The organism is Chelativorans salis (genome assembly GCF_025336525.1).
GTDB classification, from domain to species: Bacteria; Pseudomonadota; Alphaproteobacteria; order Rhizobiales; family Rhizobiaceae; genus Chelativorans; species Chelativorans salis.
Genome location: NZ_JAOCZP010000005.1, coordinates 173846 through 196388, shown reverse-complemented (window position 1 = coordinate 196388; position 22543 = coordinate 173846). Strand labels below are relative to the sequence as shown.

At 62.8% G+C, this 22543-nt stretch carries 16 protein-coding genes and 2 pseudogenes; 14 read left to right on the top strand and 4 right to left on the bottom strand.

Annotation, left to right across the window (positions count from 1 at the left end; genetic code table 11):
* Positions 1–297 precede the first annotated feature (297 nt).
* Entirely contained in the window at positions 298–1212 is a 915-nt protein-coding gene (locus N5A92_RS17310; RefSeq protein WP_260904985.1) for an AraC family transcriptional regulator, read from the bottom strand.
* A gap of 1405 nt (positions 1213–2617) precedes the next feature.
* On the opposite strand from N5A92_RS17310, the gene N5A92_RS17305 reads away from it, so the two are divergent.
* The 10 genes and pseudogenes from N5A92_RS17305 to N5A92_RS17260 all read left to right on the top strand — a co-directional run bounded on the left by N5A92_RS17305 (position 2618) and on the right by N5A92_RS17260 (position 12214).
* Positions 2618–2953, top strand: a complete 336-nt coding sequence (locus tag N5A92_RS17305) for a c-type cytochrome (protein ID WP_313958428.1) — start codon at positions 2618–2620, stop codon at positions 2951–2953.
* 21 nt (positions 2954–2974) lie between these two features.
* Positions 2975–3427, top strand: a complete 453-nt coding sequence (locus tag N5A92_RS17300) for a (2Fe-2S)-binding protein (RefSeq protein WP_260904982.1) — start codon at positions 2975–2977, stop codon at positions 3425–3427.
* A gap of 3 nt (positions 3428–3430) precedes the next feature.
* Positions 3431–5650, top strand: coding sequence for a xanthine dehydrogenase family protein molybdopterin-binding subunit (locus N5A92_RS17295; protein ID WP_260904980.1), 2220 nt, complete (start codon positions 3431–3433; stop codon positions 5648–5650).
* A 389-nt stretch (positions 5651–6039) separates the two neighbouring features.
* Complete coding sequence (locus N5A92_RS17290; protein WP_260904978.1) at positions 6040–6789, top strand: SDR family oxidoreductase; 750 nt, start codon at positions 6040–6042, stop codon at positions 6787–6789.
* 38 nt (positions 6790–6827) lie between these two features.
* The gene (locus tag N5A92_RS17285; RefSeq protein ID WP_260904975.1) at positions 6828–7460 is read left to right on the top strand and encodes a (2Fe-2S)-binding protein; all 633 of its coding nucleotides are present in this window, start codon (positions 6828–6830) and stop codon (positions 7458–7460) included.
* Positions 7461–7463: 3 nt separating this feature from the next.
* Positions 7464–8456: an FAD binding domain-containing protein gene (locus N5A92_RS17280; RefSeq protein ID WP_260904973.1), complete on the top strand. Its 993-nt coding sequence runs from the start codon at positions 7464–7466 to the stop codon at positions 8454–8456.
* Between the two features lies 1 nt (position 8457).
* Positions 8458–10656, top strand: coding sequence for a xanthine dehydrogenase family protein molybdopterin-binding subunit (locus N5A92_RS17275; RefSeq protein ID WP_260904971.1), 2199 nt, complete (start codon positions 8458–8460; stop codon positions 10654–10656).
* 189 nt (positions 10657–10845) lie between these two features.
* Positions 10846–11305 (top strand): annotated as a pseudogene (locus tag N5A92_RS17270) ((2Fe-2S)-binding protein).
* Between the two features lie 52 nt (positions 11306–11357).
* Positions 11358–11633 (top strand): molybdopterin cofactor-binding domain-containing protein, encoded by a 276-nt coding sequence (locus N5A92_RS27350; RefSeq protein ID WP_425248600.1) that lies wholly within the window; start codon positions 11358–11360, stop codon positions 11631–11633.
* 89 nt (positions 11634–11722) lie between these two features.
* Positions 11723–12214, top strand: coding sequence for a hypothetical protein (locus N5A92_RS17260; protein WP_260904968.1), 492 nt, complete (start codon positions 11723–11725; stop codon positions 12212–12214).
* Here the strand turns inward: N5A92_RS17260 and N5A92_RS17255 are convergent.
* On the bottom strand, positions 12129–13082 hold the full coding sequence (locus N5A92_RS17255) for an AraC family transcriptional regulator (RefSeq protein WP_260904967.1): 954 nt from the start codon (positions 13080–13082) through the stop codon (positions 12129–12131). The two genes, N5A92_RS17260 and N5A92_RS17255, sit on opposite strands and share 86 nt — an antisense overlap.
* Positions 13083–13561: 479 nt before the next feature.
* Here N5A92_RS17255 and N5A92_RS17250 point away from each other — a divergent pair.
* Positions 13562–14443: pseudogene (locus tag N5A92_RS17250) on the top strand (IS110 family RNA-guided transposase); the annotation flags it as partial.
* 326 nt (positions 14444–14769) lie between these two features.
* Here N5A92_RS17250 and N5A92_RS17245 read toward each other — a convergent pair.
* On the bottom strand, positions 14770–15804 hold the full coding sequence (locus N5A92_RS17245; protein ID WP_260904963.1) for a Bug family tripartite tricarboxylate transporter substrate binding protein: 1035 nt from the start codon (positions 15802–15804) through the stop codon (positions 14770–14772).
* Positions 15805–16015: 211 nt separating this feature from the next.
* A complete protein-coding gene (locus tag N5A92_RS17240; protein WP_260904961.1) occupies positions 16016–17371 on the bottom strand; it encodes an MmgE/PrpD family protein in 1356 nt (451 codons plus the stop codon).
* A gap of 317 nt (positions 17372–17688) precedes the next feature.
* Here N5A92_RS17240 and N5A92_RS17235 point away from each other — a divergent pair, with 317 nt between their 5' ends.
* Genes N5A92_RS17235 through N5A92_RS17225 form a run of 3 tightly spaced genes read left to right on the top strand, consistent with a single transcriptional unit; the run spans position 17689 to position 22536 of the window.
* Positions 17689–19134: an MmgE/PrpD family protein gene (locus tag N5A92_RS17235; RefSeq protein WP_260904960.1), complete on the top strand. Its 1446-nt coding sequence runs from the start codon at positions 17689–17691 to the stop codon at positions 19132–19134.
* A gap of 51 nt (positions 19135–19185) precedes the next feature.
* A complete protein-coding gene (locus tag N5A92_RS17230) occupies positions 19186–21240 on the top strand; it encodes a tripartite tricarboxylate transporter permease (RefSeq protein WP_260904958.1) in 2055 nt (684 codons plus the stop codon).
* Positions 21241–21282: 42 nt separating this feature from the next.
* On the top strand, positions 21283–22536 hold the full coding sequence (locus tag N5A92_RS17225; RefSeq protein ID WP_260904957.1) for a LysR family transcriptional regulator: 1254 nt from the start codon (positions 21283–21285) through the stop codon (positions 22534–22536).
* The last annotated feature ends 7 nt before the right edge of the window (positions 22537–22543 follow it).

Below are 22543 nucleotides of genomic sequence, written 5' to 3'. Positions count from 1 at the left end.
ACTGCTTACGTGGCGCTTACGCGAGAAATCGCGGCCAAGTCGGACGCGCGCTATGCGTAAGATCACAAAAAGGGTGGTCGACGCTGCGGAGGTCCGTGAGAAGGATTATGTCATGTTGGCATGACGAACTACCGGGTCGAGTTATGAGCCCGTAGGCCGACCCGTCAGGTCACATCCCGATTCAAGACGCTGGCCAGCGTCGCCCTCTGCACCTGCAGAATGGCTGTCGGCGGGGTGAAGTTGGGTCAGGCCACTGACGAGGCTTTGCCTGGAACGTGGCTCGGTCAGCCGCCGTTCCTAATCCTTCCGAACTCGCGCTTTGCTGTCGGGTTCAGATCTAACGCGCAGCGTGTCCCGTTTGGGCGGAGCCTGAAATAGGCGGCCATATTCCCGTGTGAATTGGGAGACGCTCTCGTAGCCGACGGCGAAGGCGGCACTGCTCGCCGACGCGTCATCCTCCAGCATAAGGCGGCGCGCCTCCACAAGACGAAGCCGCTTTTGGTATTGCCCTGGGGTCAGCGAGGTCATGCGCTTGAAGTGCTTATGGAAGACGCTGAGACTCATGCCCGCTGCCGCCGCAAGAAGTTCGATGGGTATGCGGGAGCGATACTCGGCCCTGAGGATCGCGATAGCCGAGGCGAGGCGACTTGCGTGTCTCGCAGGATCGCAAAGCTCCAGCAGACTTGCGCCATGCTGACCCGACAGAAGCCAATAGCTCAGTTCCCACATGATCCCGGGGCGAAGAAGCCGAATCGCTTCCGGCCTGTCGATCAGGTGCATGAGGCGCGACATGCAGTCCAATGCCGCAACCTCCGTGTCCTGGGCGAACAGGTTGCGCGCTACAGGCGGGCGTTTGGGACGGGTGACGCCCAGTTCAGAAGCCACATCGCATAGGATGGCGATCTCCAGTTCAACGCCTATGGCAAGATAGGGTTGGCTCGTGCTGGCTTGCAGAATCCTTGTAACCATCGGCATGTCCGCGCTCACGATCCCGGTCTGGCCGGCGGAAAGGATCCGCTCTTCTCGCCCCACGATCATGCTCTTTGCACCCTGCAGAACCAGGACAATCAGGGGCCGGCTTATTGCCTGAAAGTTGCCGCGCGGGGCTTCAATATACTTCATCAACAGACCTGGGACCGGCGTCGGCGCCAGGCCATCACGATTGGCATGTCGGCTGCCGTAGGCTTGAACAGCTTGTTTGAGCGAGTCCACGCGTTGGCTCCTGCAGGACACCACAACATCTAACATCACAGTGAAGAAGAATCAGTGGTCCCGCAGAATAAGGCAAATTTTGCGCAGTCTTGGGCAAGCCAGGGCGCCCTGGCGCGAGTATGAATAAGGCAGATCAAGTATTGTTAGGCGCGTTGCCCGTTACCGCGCTCAGTAGCGGACGGAGCCGTGCTGACCGGCGAACCACATCTGCATGAGCCCCATCGTTGACCCGAAACCCAGAGTAGATGGAGCAGAAAGTACCGCTGCTATGACCGAGAGTGACGACGCCCCGGCACCCGGTAAGAAAGGCGAAGGCCGCATTGATCATCTGGGCTTCCTCCCGATGTCCCGCAGGAGCGCGCTCGAAGGCGGCGCCGCGGTCGTGGCCGCGTCTGTCTTCGCCAGTGGCTCATCTCCCGCTGATGCGCCCGCGGCGGTGTGGCGCGGCGGTCGGGCGGGACGGCACCAAGATCGGCGACATAGCCGACAATTGCCTTGATGCCGAACTGGCGAATCAGGCAGCCGCCGCGGGCACATCAGGGGGAGTGAGGCTGCTATATGCTGCTATATTATGGCACGGCTTCTCCATTCATCGATTTCCGCCTGCTGTGTGGCTCGCGCCTCAACATATTGATCGATCCGGCGCCGAACCGTGCCTTGCTGGCGCGCAGCCTCGAAAATAGCGAGGCGCAAGCCAGCCGCCTTGCCGTCGCCGTCGGGACACAGGTCTGGCTCCTACACGAGCGATCCTACATTCCCTCGCTTCGGCTTGTGATCCTGGGGTCCGGTCCGAAATGCGCGGCGTTGCGGCGGCTTGCGGCGGTGCTGGGGACGCAGGTGGAAATGCGAGAGGCGGCCAAAGCCTCGCGCTCAACCAGATGCCGGCCGATCTGCCGGCGGACACCTGGATGCCCATTCTCCTGCAGTTCCATGACCATGAGTGGGAGCATGCTTTGATCGAACGGGCACTGCGGACGCCCGCCTTCCTCCGACTACCTCGCAGAGGAAGTCGCGTGACGATGGTACCGCTGAACCTGCTGGAGACGCAGAACGAGGAAGTGGAGAAGTGTGACTTTCCAATTGTTCCACCGAAGCAAAGGAAACTCACCACTATGCGACTTTTCAAGAATAGCCCGCTTGCCACAACTACTCGCGCGATCGCTGCATTTGGGCGGAATGCTCGGTGACACCTCTGATCCTTACAGAGCGGCGAGCAGCTCGTCCGGACGATCGCGAAGGGAAAACGGACGTTGCAGCATGGTTCGTCTGCACCACTATTTCTATTGTTGGGCGATCCTGAAGAGGTGGTCCCATGAACTCGACTTTGCCCCCTGACCAAGCCCTTTTCCCTTGCAACCGAGCCGCCGTTCGGTGGCGAGTATGTGCGCCGTTGGCCGTTTTCGCGGTGACTGCAGGTTTATTCGCACCCGTTGCGGCCACCGCCCAGCAAGCAGACGGCGAACGGCTGTTCCAGCAGCGTTGCGGCGGCTGTCACAGCACGGAGGCTGGTCGGAACAGGATCGGGCCGCATCTGTCGGGCGTCATCGGCCGCGCTGCCGGGAGCATAGAAGGTGCCCGCTATTCGGACGCGATGCGGGATTCCGGGATCGTTTGGGACAATCAGCTGCTCGACACTTTTCTCGCAGCACCGCGCGAGATGGTTTCAGGCGCACGGATGACTGTCGCCGTCCCTGATGCAGACCAGCGCGCAGCAATCATCGCCTATCTCGAAAGCCAGTAGCCTGATGAGGGAGAAGCATTCATGACAGCGTTTACGATCAACGGGCGCGCGGTCGATGTCGCCGCCGAGCCCGACACACCGCTTCTGTGGGTAATCCGGGAGCACCTGAAGCTCACCGGCACCAAGTTCGGTTGCGGCATCGCGCAATGTGGCGCCTGTACCGTTCATGTCGACGGCGCGCCGACGCGCTCCTGCGTGACCTGGCTTGAGGATGTCGCCGGCAGGGAAGTGACGACGATCGAGGGGCTGTCGCCGGACGCCAGTCATCCGCTGCAGAAAGCGTGGATCGCCGAGCAGGTGCCGCAATGCGGCTATTGCCAGTCCGGGCAGATCATGCAGGCAGCGGCTCTCCTTGAGAGCAACCCCAATCCCACGCGCGAGCAGATCATCGAACACATGGACGGCAATATCTGCCGCTGCGGAACCTATGTGCGCATCATCAGCGCCATTCAGCGCGCCGCACAGGAGGCCTGAGACATGACCAAGACAGTGCAGCTGCACAGCTACGCGCTCTCGCGGCGCAGCTTCCTTATCACGGCAGGCAGCCTCGGCGTCGCGGTCGCGTTCGGCGGTCTGCTCCGGGATGCCTCGGGCGCCGCGGTGGCACCAGCCGTTAAGGGCAATTATCGCCCGAATGCCTGGGTGACCATCGCGGGCGATGGCATGGTGACCATCATGTCGCCTGCTTCCGAGATGGGCCAAGGCATCATGACGACGCTGCCGCTGCTCATCGCCGAGGACATGGATGCTGATTGGGACAGCGTTCGGATCGTCCAGGCGCCGTCCGACGCGGAGAGCTACGGCAATCCCGGCTTCTATGGCATCCAGCTCACGGGCGGCAGTGAATCCACGCGAGGCTATTATGATTTGTTGCGGCTGATTGGAGCTCAGACGCGCAAGGTGATTTTGGCGAGCGGTGCCGACATGTTGAATGTCCCCGTAAGCGAGCTCGCGACCGAAACCAGCAGAGTCGTACATGCTCAGTCAGGACGCTCACTCAGCTTTGGCGAGATCGCCGCGAACGGTGCACTTCCCGATCCGCTGCCGCAGGCGACCGAGGCCGATCTGAAGCCGAGCGACCAGTGGCGATACATCGGCAGACGCGACATCCCGCGCGTCGACGTACCCTCGAAGGTCGACGGCACCGCGATCTATGGAATGGACGTGCAGCTTCCAGACATGCTTTACGGCGCGGTATTGCGGGCACCCGTCCAGGGAGAACGACCGGAGGTTATTGACGACGCGGAAGCCAGAGCCGTGTCGGGCGTCACGCATATCGTTCCACTGTCCTACGGCGTCGGAATCATCGGCGAGACAGTGGAGGCAACGACGCGGGCCAAGGACCTGCTCAATGTGACGTGGAGCACGTCATCGCGGGTCCGCGCCTACACGAGCGACCGGCTACTGGAACAGTATCGCAGCGTCGGGCGCGACCTCTCCCAAGCTGGCGTCGAGGCGTTCGCAGAAAGCGATGCGGAAGCGGCCGTTACTGGTGCCGCCACGGTCATCGAGGCCGATTACATGAGCGACCTCGTCTACCACGCGACCATGGAACCGATGAACGCTACGGCGCTCGTGACCGGCGATACCGTGGAAATCTGGGCTCCGACGCAAGGCCCGACGGGCACTCAGGGCTTTGCCGCGGAGGTGGTCGGCACCACGCCCGATAAAGTCAAGGTGAACACGACCCTGCTTGGCGGCGGTTTCGGCCGCAAAGCCGAGGCAGACTTCATCGTCGATGCGGTGTCACTGGCAAGGGAGGCGGAAGGCCGCCCGGTCAAGGTCATCTGGAGCCGCGAAGACGACGTCCGGCACGACAAGTTCAGGCCTCTCGAGGCGCAGCACATTCAGGTCGGGCTCGATGATGACGGGAATATCGTCGGTTGGCGGCATCGCATCGTGGCGGATTCGATTTTCGCCCGGACAATGCCCGATCTGTTCGAGAGCCAGGGCGGACATGACGACGTCGTGACCGAGGGCGCGCATTTTAACTATGCGGTCCCCGCGCACCGGATCGACTATATCCGCCAAAACAATGGCCTGGACATCGGATTCTGGTTCGCAGTCGGGGTCGGATATACCAGGTTCGGCATCGAATGCGTCCTCGACGAAGTTGCGGCGGCCAAGGGCGCCGATCCTGTACAGCTTCGGCTCGAGCTCCTGCGGGACCAGCCGCGCGCCCGCAAGGTCGTCGAAACCGTCGCGAAGATGGCGGAATGGGATCGCGAGCGCGATGGCCGGGCGGTAGGCGTCGCCTATTCCGACGCCTTTGGCACCCATTGCGCCCAAGTCGCCGAGGTTTCGCTCAACCTGCAAACGGGCATGATCCGGGTGCACAAGGTCTGGTGCGCGGTGGATCCGGGAGTCGCAATCCAACCGCTCCACATCGAAGGTATGATGATCGTCGGCATCACGAACGGGACCAGCCACGCGCTGTTCGAGCAAATCAACATCATCGATGGCGAGGTGCAGGAAGGAAACTTCGACACCTACCGGGTGATACGCATGTCCGAAGCGCCGGACATAGAGGTGGCCGTGGTGCCAACGCTCGGGAGTCCGGTCGGAGGCATGGGCCAAGTCGGCCTGCCGCCAGTTGGTCCGGCAATCGCCAACGCGGTGGCGCGGCTTACCGGCGGCGTGCGGCTCAGGCACTATCCGTTCCTGCCGGAGCGCGTGCTGGAGGCGCTCAACGCGTGAATCCAGAGGGTCACAGTCCATCGATGGTCTTCGGCGCGGCTGCCTGAGTAGCGGGCGACCACCGCGAAAACCGGAGGGATACCTTCACTCTACGGCGAAACGACCGCCAGGGCCGCTGCAGGCCCGGCACCGGCGTCAACGCCAAGCCGTCGCGGTTTGCATGTCGGCCGGCGTAAGCCAGGACAGCCTGTTTGAGCGCGTGCACGTGCCTCCGACTGCGCATTGGCTCGAATTTAGCATGGCGACCGACAGGCGCCAGCCACCCGCAGGATGAGGCAAGTTTTGCGCAGGTGTTGGCAAGTCCGGGCGCCGGCAAGTTGATATGAAAAGCCACTGAAATCACCGCGGCCGGGACCGCATCGCGTTTCTTACGCTGCTTGGAGAGTGACTTGGATTTTTCAGAAGCAACGATCCTTCTCACCGGCGGAAATTCCGGTATCGGCCGCGGTCTCGCCGAAGCCTTGGCCGCACGGGGAAGCAACCTGATCATTACCGGGCGGAACAGTCGGTCGCTGGAGGAGACACTGGATGCCAATCCCGGCATGTCCGGCGATCAGCTCGATGTTTCGGATTCTGTGGCGATCGAGGAGTTTGCGGCGACACTGTTGCGCGAGCGTCCCGAGATCAATGTTGTCATACACAACGCCGGCATCATGAACTACGAAGAACTCGTCGCGGATCCTGTCGACCTCGAGGTGCCTGAACGGGCCATTGCGACCAATCTGCTCGGTCCGATCCGGTTGACCGCAGCGCTGCTCCCGCATCTCCGGGCCAAGGAGTCGGCCGCGTTGGTGACGGTTTCTTCCGGTTTGGCCTTCGTGCCGCGTGCCGATGCACCCGCCTACAGCGCTACGAAAGCGGCTATCCATTCCTGGACCCAATCCATCCGGCACCAAATGCGTGGCACGAGCGTAAAGGTCGTGGAGATTGCGCCGCCGCTTGTCGCGACCGAGCTCACGCCCGGACAGTCGAAGCTACCGCACGCGATGCCGCTTGCTGATTTCGTCAGTGAAGCGATCGAGCTTCTGTGCGCCACACCCACGCCCGACGAGGTGCTGGTGAAGCGGGTGATACTCCAGCGGACAGCGGAGCAGACCGGCAATTTCGAGAAAGTGTTTAGTCTCATCAACCCAGCCTGACCGCAGGCTTCAACGAAGACGCGACGAAAGGACGTTTCATGAGCGACGACCGCAAGCGGACGATAGAAAAACGGCCTTGGTCCATCACCCGTCGTGCCGTTCTGGCCAGCGGTTCGGCCGTAGGGGCGTTGGCGGCGTTTGGCTTGAAGACGCCAGCCATGGCTCAGGAGACCACGCCCGCGGCGCCCGCGGCGTTCCTGCCGCGGGTTCTGGTCTCCTTTGCGGTCAATGGCGTGACGCAGGATATTGACCTGGATCCGCGCACATCGCTTCTCGACGCGCTTCGCGAGACCATCGGACTTACCGGCACCAAGAAGGGCTGTGACCACGGCCAGTGCGGGGCCTGTACGGTGCATGTCGACGGCAGGCGGGTGGCATCTTGCCTGACACTGGCCGCGCAGGTGGCGGATCGGGAAATCACGACCATCGAGGGGCTCGGCGACGATGAAGCGTTGCATCCGATGCAACAGGCCTTCATCGATCACGATGCCCTGCAATGCGGCTACTGCACGCCGGGGCAGATCATGGCTGCAGTCGCCTGTGTCCATGAAGGCCATGCCGGCAGCGAAGCTGAAATCCGCGAGTACATGAGTGGCAACATATGCCGTTGCGGCGCCTATCCCGGCATCGTCGCCGCAATTCGTAACGCAGCGCAGGTGATGGAGGGCTAAGCAATGCAGTCATTCTCCTATGCCCGGCCTGCCTCCCTTGACTCGGCCATCGCCACCTTTGCCGAAGGCGGCGAAGGCACGCGGTTGTTGGCTGGCGGGACGACGCTCTATGACCTCATGAAGCTGGACGTCGAGCGGCCGGAGCGGATCGTCGACATCAACGGTCTTGCGGAACTCTCGACCATCGACACGTCCGGCGACGAGTTGGTGTTCGGCGCCCTTGCACGGATGAGTGATGTCGCCGCAGATCCCCGTCTGGCCGATGAGTTTCCAGCCCTTTCCGAGGCGCTGTGGAAGGCCGCCTCACAGCAGCTGCGCAACATGGCCAGTCTCGGCGGCAATCTGTTGCAGCAGACCCGCTGCGCCTATTTCCGTCACGGCGAACCCTTCGCCTGCAACAAGCGGTCGCCTGGGTCTGGATGTTCGGCGATCGAGGGACTTAATCGCGGCCACGCGCTCTTTGGCGGCTCCGACGCCTGCATCGCCACCTATCCGGGCGATTTCGCCGTGGCGCTCATCGCCTTCGACGCGGAAGTCGATGTCGCCGGGCCCGATGGCGAGCGGACGATCCCGGTCTCCGATCTGCACCGGCAGCCGGGCGACAATCCGGAGGCGGAGACGGTTCTCATGCCCGGCGAGATCATCATACGGATTCGTGTTCCGGCCGATGCCGTCGGGCGGGGCTCGACCTACCACAAGATCCGTGATCGCGAGTCCTATGCCTTTGCGGTGGTCTCCGCGGCAGCGGCGGTACGCCTCGAGGCGGGCGTGGTCGCCGATGCACGGCTTGCGCTCGGCGGTGTCGCCACCGTGCCCTGGCGCGCACGCGAGGCCGAGCATTCGCTCATCGGTACCGCGTTGACCGCCGAGACCGCCCGTGCGGTCGGCGAGATCGCCTTTGCCGATGCGGTCACCCGGGAACACAACGCATTCAAGGTCGAACTTGGCGCCAACGTCGTTAGAGACGCACTTCTCATCGCAAGCGGGAGAGCCTGACATGCCCACCGGACCCTATGCCGAGATCCCGCGCGTCGATGCCTATGAAAAGGTGCGCGGCAGGGCGATCTACGGAACCGACAACAACCCCTCCGGCGTTGCGTATGGGGCCTTCGTAACTGCCACGATCGGCAGAGGCCGCATCACGGCAATGGACCTGTCGGAAGCGCAGTCCATCGACGGCGTCAGGCTGATCGTGAACCATGAGCACACCAGCGACCTGCAGCCGGCGCGTTTCATCATGCAGCACGGCTTCGCCTTTCAGAGCTATTCGCCGGTCTTGACGCCCAATGTCGCCTATCGCGGCCAGCCGGTGGCCCTGGTCGTAGCCGACACGCTCGAATCCGCTATCGAAGCGGCATCACGCATTCGTGTCAGCTATGAGGAACACCCCTTCGCGGCCACTTTGGACAGCGAGCGGGCGGAGCCTGTTCCCCAGGCCGAAGCCGCCACGGCCTGGCCGATCGACGACATTGTTGTCGGTGATGCCGAGACGGTCTACGCGGATGCGGCGGTCAAGGTCGATGCGACCTATACCATGCCGACCCAGCACCAGAACCCGATGGAGCTCATTGGAACCGTGGCTGCGTGGGACGGGGATCACCTCACCGTCTACGAAGGCACGCAAAATGCCGGCGCTTGCAAGTTCGGCCTTGCAGAACAACTGGGCATCCCGCCGGAAAACGTGACCGTCATCTCTCCTTACACCGGCGGCGGCTTCGGGCAGAAGAACACCATGCAATCGCAACAGGTTCTCACCGCCTTCGCCGCGCGGGAGCTGGGGCGGCCGGTCAAGGTGGTCGTGCCGCGACGGCAGACTTTCCACGATTCGAGCTTTCGGCCCGCCACGCGCCAGCGCGTGCGCCTCGCCGCCGACAGCGCGGGCCGCTTCACGGCGGCGCTTTATGATGTCGATGCACAAACTTCCATGCACGACTTCTTTCAATCCGAGCATGCTGACACCGCCGCGCGCCACTACGGCTATGGTGCGTTCCGCAGCTTTACTCGGCTGGTGCGCACCGACACACCCACGCCCGGCTATATGCGGGCACCCTTCGAACATGCCACGGCCTTCGCCATCGAGAGCGCGGTCGATGAACTCGCCTATGAGCACGGCATGGACCCGGTGCAAATCCGTCTGCTGAACGATACCGACACCGACATTGTCGATGGGCTGCCGCACTCTTCGCGGCACGTGTCCGAATGCCTCAGGCGTGGAGCGGAATTGTTCGGCTGGGACAGACGAACACCCGAACCCCGGTCGATGGTCGCCCAAAATGGTGATCTGATCGGGATGGGAGTCGCCATCGGCCTTTATGCCGGCTCCGGCGGCCCCAATCGCGCCAGCGTTCGTGCAACCCGCGACGGCATCATCGAGATCAGCCTTGGCGTCCATGAAATGGGTCAGGGGATCCGCACCGCGATCGCCAATGTTGTCGCGCGCCACCTCAATGTGGCGCCGGAGAGCGTGACGGCGATCCTTGGCGATACGCGCGGCGTGCCGCAAATGCTAACGGCCGGGTCCTGGGGTTCTGCTTCGTCGATCCCCGCCGCCGAGGCGGTGTGCGAGGCACTGCGCGAGGCGCTCGATGCTCTCGGCACGAATGCGCCGGAAGGGGCTTCTCCCGCAGAGATTCTGGCTCTTGCCGACCATGACGAGCTTTCGGTGGAGGCCGCGACCTTCGCCCCCGGGCAGAATAGAGATGCGCTTGGGGAAATCGACACCGGACACGTCGCGCCCAGCGGTCCCGTCTATCCGGATTTCATTACTTATAGCTATGCGGCGCATTTCGTCGAAGTCCGGGTCGAGCAGACCACGCGCCGGATTCGCGTGCCAAGAGTGGTGAGCGTGTTCGACTGCGGGCGTGTCTTGAGCCCGCGAACCGCCCGCAGCCAGGCTATCGGCGGCGTGGTGTGGGGTGTGGGCGGCGCGCTGCGCGAAGCCGGAGAGGTCGATCCGCGCTATGGCGGCGTGCTGAATGCCGACATGGCCGAATACCTGGTTCCGGTCAACGCAGATATCGGTTCGATCGAGGTCGGCTTCATTGACGAGCCCGATCCGATGGTCAATCGGTCCGGCGTGAAAGGCTTGGGCGAGGTTGTCCTTGTCGGCGTGGCGCCTGCGATCACCAATGCTATCTACCACGCAACCGGGGTGCGCGCACGCCATCTGCCGGTCCGTATCGAAGACCTGGTCTAGCTGCGGCGTCACGGGCGTCCTGGTTCCTGCCGGCGAAGCGCGGGCTTTGGTCGGTCCGACTGACGAACCGCCGGAACTGGGGACGCTCTGGTACGGTTACCAGAGCGCGTTGCCGGATCACGTATTCTTGGTTCCAGGAGCGAACTGCAAACTACAAAATCTTTGGCTGGAAATGGTGGTGGAGGACACATGGTCTTCGAACCGAATGTGAATGGTGCCACCCATGAGGTGGATGTAGAGCCTGAGACACCGCTGCTTTGGGTCCTGCGTGACAGTATCGGTCTGACCGGCGCCATATTTGGCTGCGGCATTGCCCAACGCGGCGCTTGCACCGTCCATCGCTACAGAGAGGCGGTCAGGTCCTGCAGCATCAGTGTCGACAGTGTGGTCGGCTGCGAGATCATCACGATCGAAGGCCTATCCGAAGACAACAGTCATCCAGTCCAGCGCGCTTGGATCGAGCATACGGTTCCACAATGCGGGTACGGCCAGTCGGGCCAGATTATGGCGGCGGCCGCCCTCCTGAGGCAAACGCCTAATCGCGGACAGCGACATCGATGCGGCGATGGCCGGCAATCTTTGCCGCTGCGGGACCTATCTGCGCATCCGGCAGGCGATCCACCGCGCCGCCGAACTGTCGCAGGCCTGACGGAACAAGTCATGGCCTTTGTAGATAACAATATTTCGCGCCGCACCCTCATATGCTCGATGCTCGGTGCCGGAGGCGGCATGATCGTCGGCTTTCACATTCCAGCGCCGAAGCCGCCGTCGTGGCGCCGAAGCCCTGGACGGCGCCGACGGACGGAGTTGAAATCAATGCATGGCTGACGATCGACCCCGACGGCACGGTGACCATTCGCGTGCCGCACACGGAACAGGGGCAGGGGGCTCTCACCTCCGTTTCCATGACGGTGGCCGAGGAACTCGACGTGCCGTGTCCATGCCGTGTTCGCGGACATGAACCGCCACGTCGATGAAGGCAGGGAATATATCGTCACCAGTACGCACGGGTCGCAGCTCGTTCGCATGCAGCACCCGCACATGATGCGCGCCGGCGCGTCAGCGCGTGAAAGTGAACGGCAGCGCCCATTACGCGATCGACACGCGCCTGGACGGCATGGTCTATGCCGCGGTCAAGAATTGTCCTGTCCCCTGGGGGCGCCTTGTTAGCTATGACGCGGAGGCGGCGAGAAATCGGCCGGGTGTCGTCGCGGTCATCGAGTTCCGTGCCGAAGAAGGCAAGACCGGATCGGACCATCTGCAGGACGCAATCGCGGTCGTCGCAGACAGTTGGTACCGCACCAAGACCGCGCTCGATCTTATGTCGGTCGAGTGGGACTTCGGACCCGAGGGCCAAGTCAGCGACGAAACCCAGGCTTCGGAGGCGAAAAGGCTCTGGGAAGAGGCTGGCGACGTCAGCCGCCAGGAAGGCGGCGATACGCTCGGCATCATCGCCGCGTCGGACCGGGTGGTCAGTGCCGAGTATCACCGTCCTTACGAGACGCACGCGAAGCCGCTTCTTGACCACGGCCGTACTGCCGTGGTGTGCACCCCATGACCCTCTTGAACGCCGCACTGAAGGCGCTTTCGGATTCATATCCGAGTGACACGGCAATGACGGAAATGGGATCGCTGGAATTTTCCAGCCTGTCGCCGGCCAGCAGCATTCGCCAGCGCGCAAGATATTCCATGGGCGTCTCGCCAGACGACTCCTTGAATCTTTGGGCGAAGGTCGACCGCGACATGCAGGCGCGCTCCGCCAATGCCTGCAATGTCCAGCGCCGGGCCGGTTCAGCGTGGATGGCGCCGATCGCGGCACAGATCTGCTTATCTGCGAGGGCAGTGAACCATCCAACGCCACCGTTCACGCCTTCCGCCAGATGCAGCCTCAGGGCTTGAACCAGCATCATGTGGGCGAGGTGTTGCGCGACCAGAAAGCCGCCTGGCTGCTGCTCGCGCAGTTCCTGCATCATCCTTTCCACGGACCAGCGCAGCACCGCTTGTTCTGACTCCTTATGAATATGCACAATCGGCGGTAGCATCCCCAATAGGATGCTGGCATGATTGCCACGGACAGCGAAGCGACTCCCGACAAGATACAAACCTCCGCCGCCATTTACCGAGATGACACCGCCGGCCCGCGCGGGCGGAAAAATCGACTTAGCGTCGACGGGAGTTAGGCTCATATCGCTCGCCAGGCGGAAGGGCCGCCCGCTCGGCAGCACGAAGCAATCTCCTGCTTCCAGACGCACAGCGTCGGGAACGCTCTCGACCGACAGCCAGCATCTGCCGGAGATTACGGCGTAACACTTGATACGGTCGTGCTGGTCGGCGAACTGGATCGACCAGTCTCCCCCAGCGTCGAAGCCGGCGGATACATAACTCTGTGGTTTCAGAAGCGATAGGACGTCAGAGAGCGGATCCATAGACAGTTCCGGACGGCTGCGAAGATATGCGGATTCTACAGGTTAGAGCGTTCAGCCTCAATCAAGTATCCTGCAATAATCAGTCTCCGAATGTGGCCAAGAAAAGCCATAACCACAGAAGGAGTCCCATGACGAAGACGTTTGGCAGTGCTGGTCTGGACGGCTGCTTTTTGGCAAGCGGATGCTCAAAGTTGGGCGTCGCAGAATCAGCCGGGCCTTTCTGCGCGTTGGTAAACTCTATTGTGAACGAGCCTAGGCAGATAACGAGTGCCGTTACGATTAAGGGTTTCATGACTCCTACTCCTCAGTTTCGTGTCAACGAAGTCACACCAAGGCGTGAGGAGGTAGCGAGACCGAACCTCGGCGATCTTGGGGCGTCCGCTTCCAGGGAATGCCCTATTCAACATGGGGTAATGGGCGGCGGCTCTTCTGCGGAGGTCGATTAAGATCGGCTTCGCTATTGGCAGAGGAGACCGACCATGGAGTATTTTGCAGGCTTGGACATCTCGATGGAGGAGACGCACGTGTGCGTCGTCGATCGGGAGGGGACCGTCATCCACGAGCAAAAGACGGCGTCGACGCCGGAGGCGATCGCGGCCTCGCTGGCAAAGGCGGCCCGCTGCCGGCGCATCGTGTTTGAGACCGGGCGGATGGCACCGATGCTCTACCACGGGCTGACAGCGCTCGGCCTGCCGGTCATCTGCATCGAGAGCCGGCAAGCGTACCAGGCGCTCAAATCCCTGGCGACCCACAAGACCGACCGCAACGATGCCCGCGGCCTGGCGCATCTGGCCCGCACCGGTTTCTTCAAGCCCGTGCACGTGAAGTCGCTGCCGGCGCATGCCATTCGCGCGCTGATCATCGCCCGCAAGAAGCTGGTCGGACAGCGGGTCATGCTGGAGAACCAGATCCGTGGACTCGCCGTGGTATTCGGTGTCCGCCTGCCGCGGGCCCTCAGCCCTGCCTTCATCAAACAGGCGCTGCGAGCCAGCGAGGGAATAGCCGGATTGTCTGCCGCCATGCAGGGCCTCATTGCAGCGCGCGCCGCGGTGCTCTCGGCCGTCGCAGCGATCGATGCCGACATCAAGAAGATGGCCAAAGCTTCCACGACCTGCCGCCGGCTGATGACGATCCCCGGTGTTGGCCATCTCACCGCGCTCGCCTTTACCGCTGCTGTGGATGATCCGAATCGCTTCAGGCGGTCTCGCGATCTGGGCGCCTATCTCGGCCTCGCGCCGCGCCGCTTCCAGTCCGGCGAGGTCGACTACACGGGCAGCATCTCCAAGTGCGGCGACCGCCGGGTGCGAACGCTGCTTTATGAGGCGGCGAATGTCATGCTCACACGCTATCGCGGCGCCTTGGCCGCGTGCTACACAATCGGCACCGTCTTCCACTCCCTCCCTCGGGCAGCATCCGCAACGCCTCCGCCGCCTGTGGCCGTTCATCGGCCCGGTCCAGCGCGGCCGTCAGCACCGTAACCTTCTTCGCATAGATGGCCGACCCGTTCGGCAGCAGGTCAGGGACATCCTCCGGGATCTCAGTAAGAAGCTCCGTCAGACCGAGAAATCCCGCAAATGCATCGGCCGTCTTGGCGACGGACCAGACACAGCTGGGCGAACATGCGTGGGCCCGAGACGGACGGCCGCCCATTCTTGACGGCCGGCCGGTGCTGGGGAAGGCGAACCGCTCAGCTTCCCGAGATCAATGTCTTGATCCGATCGACAATGGCCGGTGGCGTACCCATCAGTTCCTCGGCAATCTCCTGGAGTTCCTCACCGGTCGTGTATTCAGCCTCGGCCCCGCTGCGCTCCATCTCGGCGATGAAGCCGGGATCCTCGGCTGCCTGGACGAAAGCCTCGCGCAACGCGGCAAGGCGGTCTTCCGGAATGTCTCCCGGAGCGGAGAAGATGCGGCCGAGGCCCTGGGGGATCAGCATGAAACGGAAAATCCTGCGTGTTTCATCGTCTTTGATGGCATCGAAGACATTCGGCACCCCGGCAAGGTCGGGGTGGTCCTCCAAGGCGAACTGGAGGACGTAGTGCAGCTTTCCATCCTCTTGCCACTGCTTCAGCTGGCCACGCTGGGTCATGCTGTAGGTACCGGCGCGCCCGTCGGCTTCGCCCCGCTCGATCGCCAGGGCTTGCTCCTCATTGCCGGAGTAACCCGGGACGAGTTTGAGCTTGCCGCCAAGAAGTGCGTTCACCAGCAGCGGGTAAGTGTAGTTGGCACTGCCTGATCCGGTTGCGGCCAGGACCATCTCGTGATTCAGAGCCTCTTCGACCGTGGTTGTTCCCGGGTCATCCGGATATTGGAAGATGACATAGATCTCCTTGCCGACGCTGCCGATGTGCTTGACCTCACGAGCGTCGAAATCCACCCGTTCATCGCTGAGCAGCGGGTCGGTGAAGTTGTTGCGCTGAAGGGTGGCTATGTAGGAACCGTCGCTCGGCATCGTAGTCTGAAGCTCTGCGGCAGCAATAAGCCCACCGGCGCCAGGCTTGTTCTGGACGATGATATCTGGATTGCCTGGAATGTACTTTGACAGGTAAGGCGCCATGGTCCGGGCGAAGAAATCGGTGGAGCCGCCTGCAGCGGTTCCGACCACCATCGTTATGTCATTCTGGCTGTAGAACTCTTCAACGCTTTGCGCCTGTGTGCTCGTGGCTCCGGCCAAGACGAGCGATGCGACAGCAATCGCTTTCCAGATTGCATTGATTTTCATTTCTTTTCCTCCCTCTGCTGCTCCGCCCGACCGGGGTCGGACTAACACCTGTCACGGATGTCGTTCCGGCAGGTGATCGAGTTCCCTAGAAATCGGACCATCCGAGGATGCTGGGAAATAGATTTTGGCCCGCCCGATATAGAATTCCTCCAGGACTGGAGCGGAAGTTATCTATTCCCAGAGGGTTCCCACGGATAGCGTCACGATCCATCTATGCACGTCTCCACAAACAGCGCAGATCCCGCACATCGGTGATGGACTCGATGGAGAGCACCATGTCGACTAGTTCACTCGCGCGTGTTTCTCCGAGCACAAGGCTGAAGAGGTCGCGCGCCTTATCGGCCACCTCCGCCGAGCTCATTGGATTTCCCGGCTGGCCGCGCACATGTTCCGGCGCCCGAAAGAAGCGGCGGCCGTCCCGTGTCCGCAGAGTAAAGTGCGCCTGTTCGCCCCGCTTCGCACCGGGGCGCGGCTCCACCCGAATGCGTTGGGCAACGCGGCGTATCTCGGGATGGGCCATGCGGGCGTGATCGTGCAGGCTGGCGAAACCGACCGAGCCGTCAACTAGGTAGAGCGCAAGAGCGTGCGGGAGGTTCACGTCGGGCATGTCGCTCTGCGCAACTCGGCTGCGCTGTTCAGGCAGCGACACGACGATCGATTCGACCTCGGGTTCGGCGAGTTTCAGTTCGCGCACCGCTTCTTCGATGCAGTCCAGCGCAGCCTGGAGGGGAGAGCCCACGCACCACTTCTTGAAGGAGGTCCGCATGACCTCGAACCGGCTGCCCAGCCCGTCCATGAGGCGCGTGGGGTCCGCCGTCAGCGGGAATGCGGCCAGGAGGCCGGGCGTACCCTCGATCGCGTCGCCCACGCCGGTAAATCCCGCGGCGGCGAAGCTCGCGGCTTCAACGCCCGTGCGGGCGGGCATGCCGCCGAAGATGAAGGCTTTCTGCACGTGATCCGGGTCCCTCAGCCAGCAGCGGTTGCCCGACGCGCTTTGCACCGCATACGAGAGTGCACACACAACCTGATCGTGGGACAGGCGCGCCAACGCGCTTGCAGCAGCTGTAGCGCCGAATGCCCCGCCCCAGGCGTGGGAGCTCATGTGATAGGTGTCGGCGAATTTGCTCCCGCCCAAAGCCATCGACATCCGGGTGCCGACGTCATAGCCGAGCACGACTGCGCGGACGAGCGCGGCACCGTCCCGCGCCAGCCACTCGGCGGCGGCGAGCGCGGCAGGAACGATGGCGCATCCGGGGTGGGTCAGCGAGGGTGCGTGGGAGTCGTCCGTTTCGTCAGCGTGGGCAAGCATCCCGTTCGCCATCGCTGCTTGCGCCGGGCCAGTCAGAATATCTGTTGCCAGCACCGATACCCCCTGCGGCCCGCCGGCGCCGCGGGTGAAAGGGATGATCGCCCGGCCCGCGGGCAGCGTTCTGCCCGAGACCATGGCCGCCAGCGTGTCGAGCAGATGCAACCGCCCCTGTTCGGCTACCGCGGCGGGTAGCGGCTCGTGTGCGGCTTTCCGAATATATTCGGCAAGTCCTGCAGAAATGGCTTGGTTGTCGGCCATGGCGCGCCTCCCTATCGCTTTTTGCTGATCGCCGGCACCAAAAATGTAATTGCCTTCACCGGTGCGAGATCTATTGGATTTAGCGGCTGCTCCATTCAATCGCTGCCAGAAACCCCAGCCTTTGACGACTTGGCGAGAGCTCGATCAACTCTGGACTGTCATCTTCTATGAGGAAGATTGCCCCTGCGTGCAGTAATGTTTCTTATGGGCCGATATCGTCTTCCAATTGGGCATGTCCGGAAGGATATCGAATGCTGGTGTGGCTGGGAGGGCCATTCGGCGATTGCTGCATGGGACCGCCCGATGGGAGGAAGAACTTGCTGAATACCTTCGATGAGGGCAACGACCCGACCACGCCCATTCGCAATCTTGCGCGATGGACCCTCTCCGGCGACCCCCTGTTGTCCGACCCGCTCGTTGCCCGTCAAGCGCGGCTTCTGATCGCCGATTCCATCGCCTGTGCGGTCGCGGCGCTCGATGTGAGTACGCCAGGATATGTCGCTGCGATGCTTGAGGAGATGGGAGGCACTCCCCAGTGCACGCTCTTCGGTCGGGCGCGGAAATCGTCGATACTGTCGGCCGTCTTGCTGAATGGCGCACTTGTGCGGTCGCTGGACTACAACGACGTGCAGTTTTTCCTGAAGGAGGGGGAACTCAGCGTCGCAGGCCATTGCAGCGACAATATTCCGGTCGCGTTAGCGGCCGCAGAGCGGTTCGGCTCGACCGGAACGGATATGATTACGGCCCTCGCGATGGGCTATGAGCTTTTCCGCCGCCTGCGACAGCTGATGCCGTTCAGCTCGGCCTGGGACGGCACTTCGGTTTCGGGTCTTGTCGCCGCAGCGATTTACGGCCGCCTCGCCGGGCTCGATCCTGCGCGGCAGGCAAACGCGCTGGCCCTGGGCGCGGCTCGCTGTGCCACGCCCTCGGTGGTGCGCTGGGGCAGGCTGTCGGGCGTGAAGAATCTGGCCAATTCAATGATAGCGCAGAGCGGCGTGCAGGGCGCATTGCTGGCCGAGCGCGGCGTCACGGGTCCGCTGGAGGTTTTCGATCACCGGGGCGGGCTGCACCAGGTGTTCGACCCTTCCCTGGGGCTTGAGAGGCTATGGGGGCCGATCGAACAGCCGCCCTTCATCATGACCTCGAACATCAAACCCTATGCCTGCATCGGCACAGCGCAGACCGCCATCAAGGCGGCGCTGGATCTGCATCCCCGGGTTAGTTCCCGCGTCAACGCGATCAGCCGGATCGAGGTCGTCATGGCCGATTTGCCGATGATCCGGAAACAGCAGGGTGAAATCGAGCGCCGGTTCCCGAAGACCCGAGAAGCGGCCGACCACAGCTTCACCTTCCTGCCCGCAGTCGCAATGGTCGAAGGCGCAATGACAGATCACCAGTTCCGCGACCGGCGCTGGGAAGCGCCGGACATGCGGCGGCTGATCGAGCTCACCGAACTGCGGGTCGAGCGCGGTTTTGCAGAACGCGCGCCCGGCAGCATGCCCAGCCGGGTGCGCGTGACCTTCGACGACGGCAGCACAGAAGTGCAGGAATGTCTCTACGATCCCGGCCATTCCTTCCCTGAGCGGGGGCTCGACGAGGCTGTAGTGGTCGAGAAGTTCATGGCCATCGCGATCCGCCGCATGCCCGAGGAAAGGGCCCACAGGTTGGTCCGAAGTATCCTCTCCATTGAGACCGGCCCCGTTGAGGCGATCATGGCTCCGCTACGGGAGATAGGATCTGCGAACGGGGACAAGCCGCGATGAGCCGCGTCAAGACGGTATCGTCCCAGCAACACAAACGGGGTTCCAACTAGAATGGACGGGCTAGGCGACTTCTATGTGCTGCAGGCCGCCATGGATGCGTTTCAGACGATCCTGCAGCCCGAGCGCCTCCTTTATATCTGCGTCGGCGTCTTTGTCGGCCTGGCCATCGGGTTGCTTCCTGGCATTGGCGGCCACACCGGATTCGCCTTGCTTATTCCGTTCACCTACACGATGGAGCCGATAGCAGCCTTCGGAATGCTGCTGGGCATGGCGTCGGTCACGGCGACATCGGACACGATTCCGGCGGTGCTGTTCGGCGTGCCTGGTACGGCATCATCGCAGGCCACGGTTCTGGACGGCCTGCCGATGACGCGAAGAGGTGAGGCGGGGCGAGCGCTGAGTGCGGCTTATGTCGCTTCGCTCACCGGCGGCCTGTTCGGTGCGCTGGTTCTCGGCCTCACGATCCCCATCGTCCGACCATTCGTGTTGGCCATCGGCTCGCCGGAACTGCTTGCCATGTCTGTCTTCGGTATCGCCATGGTCGCGGCGCTATCGGGAAACACACCATTGCGCGGCATGGTCGCTGCCTGCTTCGGCATCATGGTCGGGATGATCGGAACGGAACAACAAACTGGGACTCTCCGCTGGGCCGGCGAGGTTCTGTACCTGTGGGATGGCGTGCCCTTGCTGCCGATCCTACTGGGGATCTTCGCGCTGCCGGAACTGGCCGACCTCGCTGTGCGCCGTGGCGCGCTGAGCGACAAAGTCGCCTTCAACCCCCGCGACGGGATGCTTCAGGGAGTCCGAGACTGCGCCAAGAACTGGTTTCTGATCCTGCGCTGCAGCGGGCTCGGCGCCCTGCTCGGGGCAATTCCGGGGATTAGCGGCTCGGTGACTGATTGGCTGGTTTACGGCCATGCGATCCGTACCGAGAAGGGCGCTTCGGAGACTTTCTCGAAGGGTGATGTCCGCGGAGTGATCGCACCAGAATCCGCCAACAATGCGCGCGACGGCGGCGGGCTGATCCCGACGCTCGCCTTCGGGGTCCCCGGCAGTGCGAGCATGGCGATTTTGCTGGGCGCTCTTATGGTCCACGGCTTTGTTCCAGGACCGGACATGCTGACGCGCAATCTTGAGGTCACCTATTCCATGGCCTGGAGCATCGCAGTCGCAAACATTGTGGGCGCCGGCCTGTGCTTCGGGCTGAGCGGGCAGTTCGCCAAGATCTCGACGCTGCGCTACACCCTGGTGCTGCCGGCGATCATGGCGATCGTCTACGTCGGTGCCTTCCAGGGATCACGCAACTGGGGCGACCTCTACACACTCTTGATCTTCGGTGTCATCGGCTGGACCATGAAGCGTCTGCGCTGGCCGCGCCCGCCGGTCATTCTCGGCCTGGTCCTCGGCGGTCTCATCGAGCGCTACATGAAGATCTCGATCCTGCGCTTCGAATGGGAATGGCTGCTGCGGCCGGTGGTGTTGATCCTGCTCACACTGGCCCTGCTGGCGCTGTTCAGGCCGATGATCGCCGAAATCCGACGGATCGGCGTAGGCAATCTCGTCCCGCGGGAGCGTCCGTCCTTCCGGCTCGAGGACCTGGTGTATGCCTTCTTCCTCATCTTCGCCGGTGTGCTCGTATACAAGGCGCTCGACTGGCCTTTCGGGGCGCGGGTCGGGCCGGTTGTCATCGGCACGGCGATGATGATTTTCGCCGCCATCAGCCTGTTCTTCGTGCTCTTCGCCCGCAGCGACGCAGCGGTTGAGGCGAGATCAACCCGAAAAAGCGGCATCCACATGGATCTGGCCTCCGAGGTTGGCGATCTGCCGTCCCGGGCGGTCGCCCTGCGCGGCGCACAGTTCTTTGGCTGGCTTTTGGTTTTCATGGCTTCCATGGCCGTGATCGGCCTGATCCCCACGACGCCGCTCTTCATCCTTACCTTCATGCGCCTCGAGGGGCGGGAGCGCTGGCCTGTCTGCCTGGGCTATGCGGTCCTCGTCACGGCTTTCGTCTACCTGGTCTTCGACAGGATCATCTCCGTGCCTTGGCCGAGTACCATTCTGGGCGAGATGCTCCCGATGCTCGCCAAGTGGGTGCCGTCGATGTAAGGTATCGGGCGGCAGGACGCAGTTTCACCAAGAGACATGAACATGAACGACTGCCTGGAAATACCCAACATACGCCATCTCCGGATGGTCCAGATGATCGGACAACTCGGCGGCGTTACCTGTGCATCGCGCACGCTCAACACATCGCAGCCTGCCGTGACGCAGGCGATCTCGAACCTGGAAACCGAGCTTGGCGCGGAGCTTTTCGAAAGACGGGCCACGGGAACCTATCCGACCAAGGTGGGGCTGCTGTTCCTGCGGCGCATTGACCGGTTCTTCGACATCCTGGAACATACGATGGCGGTAATTCGCGGCGCCTCGGTACGCCCGGCGCCGCCGGTGGAGCGCCTGATCACCGCCACGCAGATCAGGGCGCTGATCGTCACATCGGAACCGTCGACCGTCAACGAGGTGGCCTCGCAGCTTGGCGTTTCGGCGTCCACGCTGTACCGCTCTGTCAGGGAGATGGAACGTCATATCGGCCACCGCCTGTTCATCAGCACGGCGAATGGTCAGGTCTGCAACAAGACAGGTGAGTACCTCGCGCGCCGGATGCGGCGTGCCGTGCGCGAGATCGAGTTCGCGCGCGGCGAGGTCCGGAGCGCCACTGGCACCGGCAACGTAAAGATCGTGGTCGGCGCCCTGCCTATGGCGGGGTCCTCCGAACTGGCGACCGCCATTTGCGCGTTGCTGGCCCGAAGGCCTGAGGCGCGCGTGCAGATCCTGACAAGGGACTACCACAGCCTGCTGGACGATCTGGAGAATTGCCGCATCGACATGATCTTCGGACTTCTGCGACGCCCCGAATGGGCAACGGATGTCGAGGAGGAAATCTTCTTCCGCGACTCCTACTGCATTGCCGCCCGCCGCGGCCATCCCCTGACCAAGGTGCCCGACATAACGCCGGAGATACTGACGCAATACGACTGGGTCGTGCCGGCCGCCGGCACACCGCGTCGCAAACAGATCGACCGGCTGTTCGAGGACCTTCTCCGGAAGCCGCGTTTTGGGATCGAGACGAGCTCGCTGGCCACCCTGCGCGCCTTGCTGTCCAAGAGCGATATGATTACCGTGATGACGCGGGGCGAGATAGCGCTCGACGTTAGCGCGGGGATGCTGATCAGCTTGCCCTGCCGGTATCTCAATCCTATGCCGCCCAAGGGGCTTACCACGCGGTCGGGCTGGTTGCCAACGGAGGCGCATCTTGATTTCATCGACTGTCTGCGTGCGGCCACCTCGCCCGCCATGCGCGAAAAGGGGCAGCGTCAGCTCCGCGAGCTGGCTATTGCGTCGTGAAAAGGCA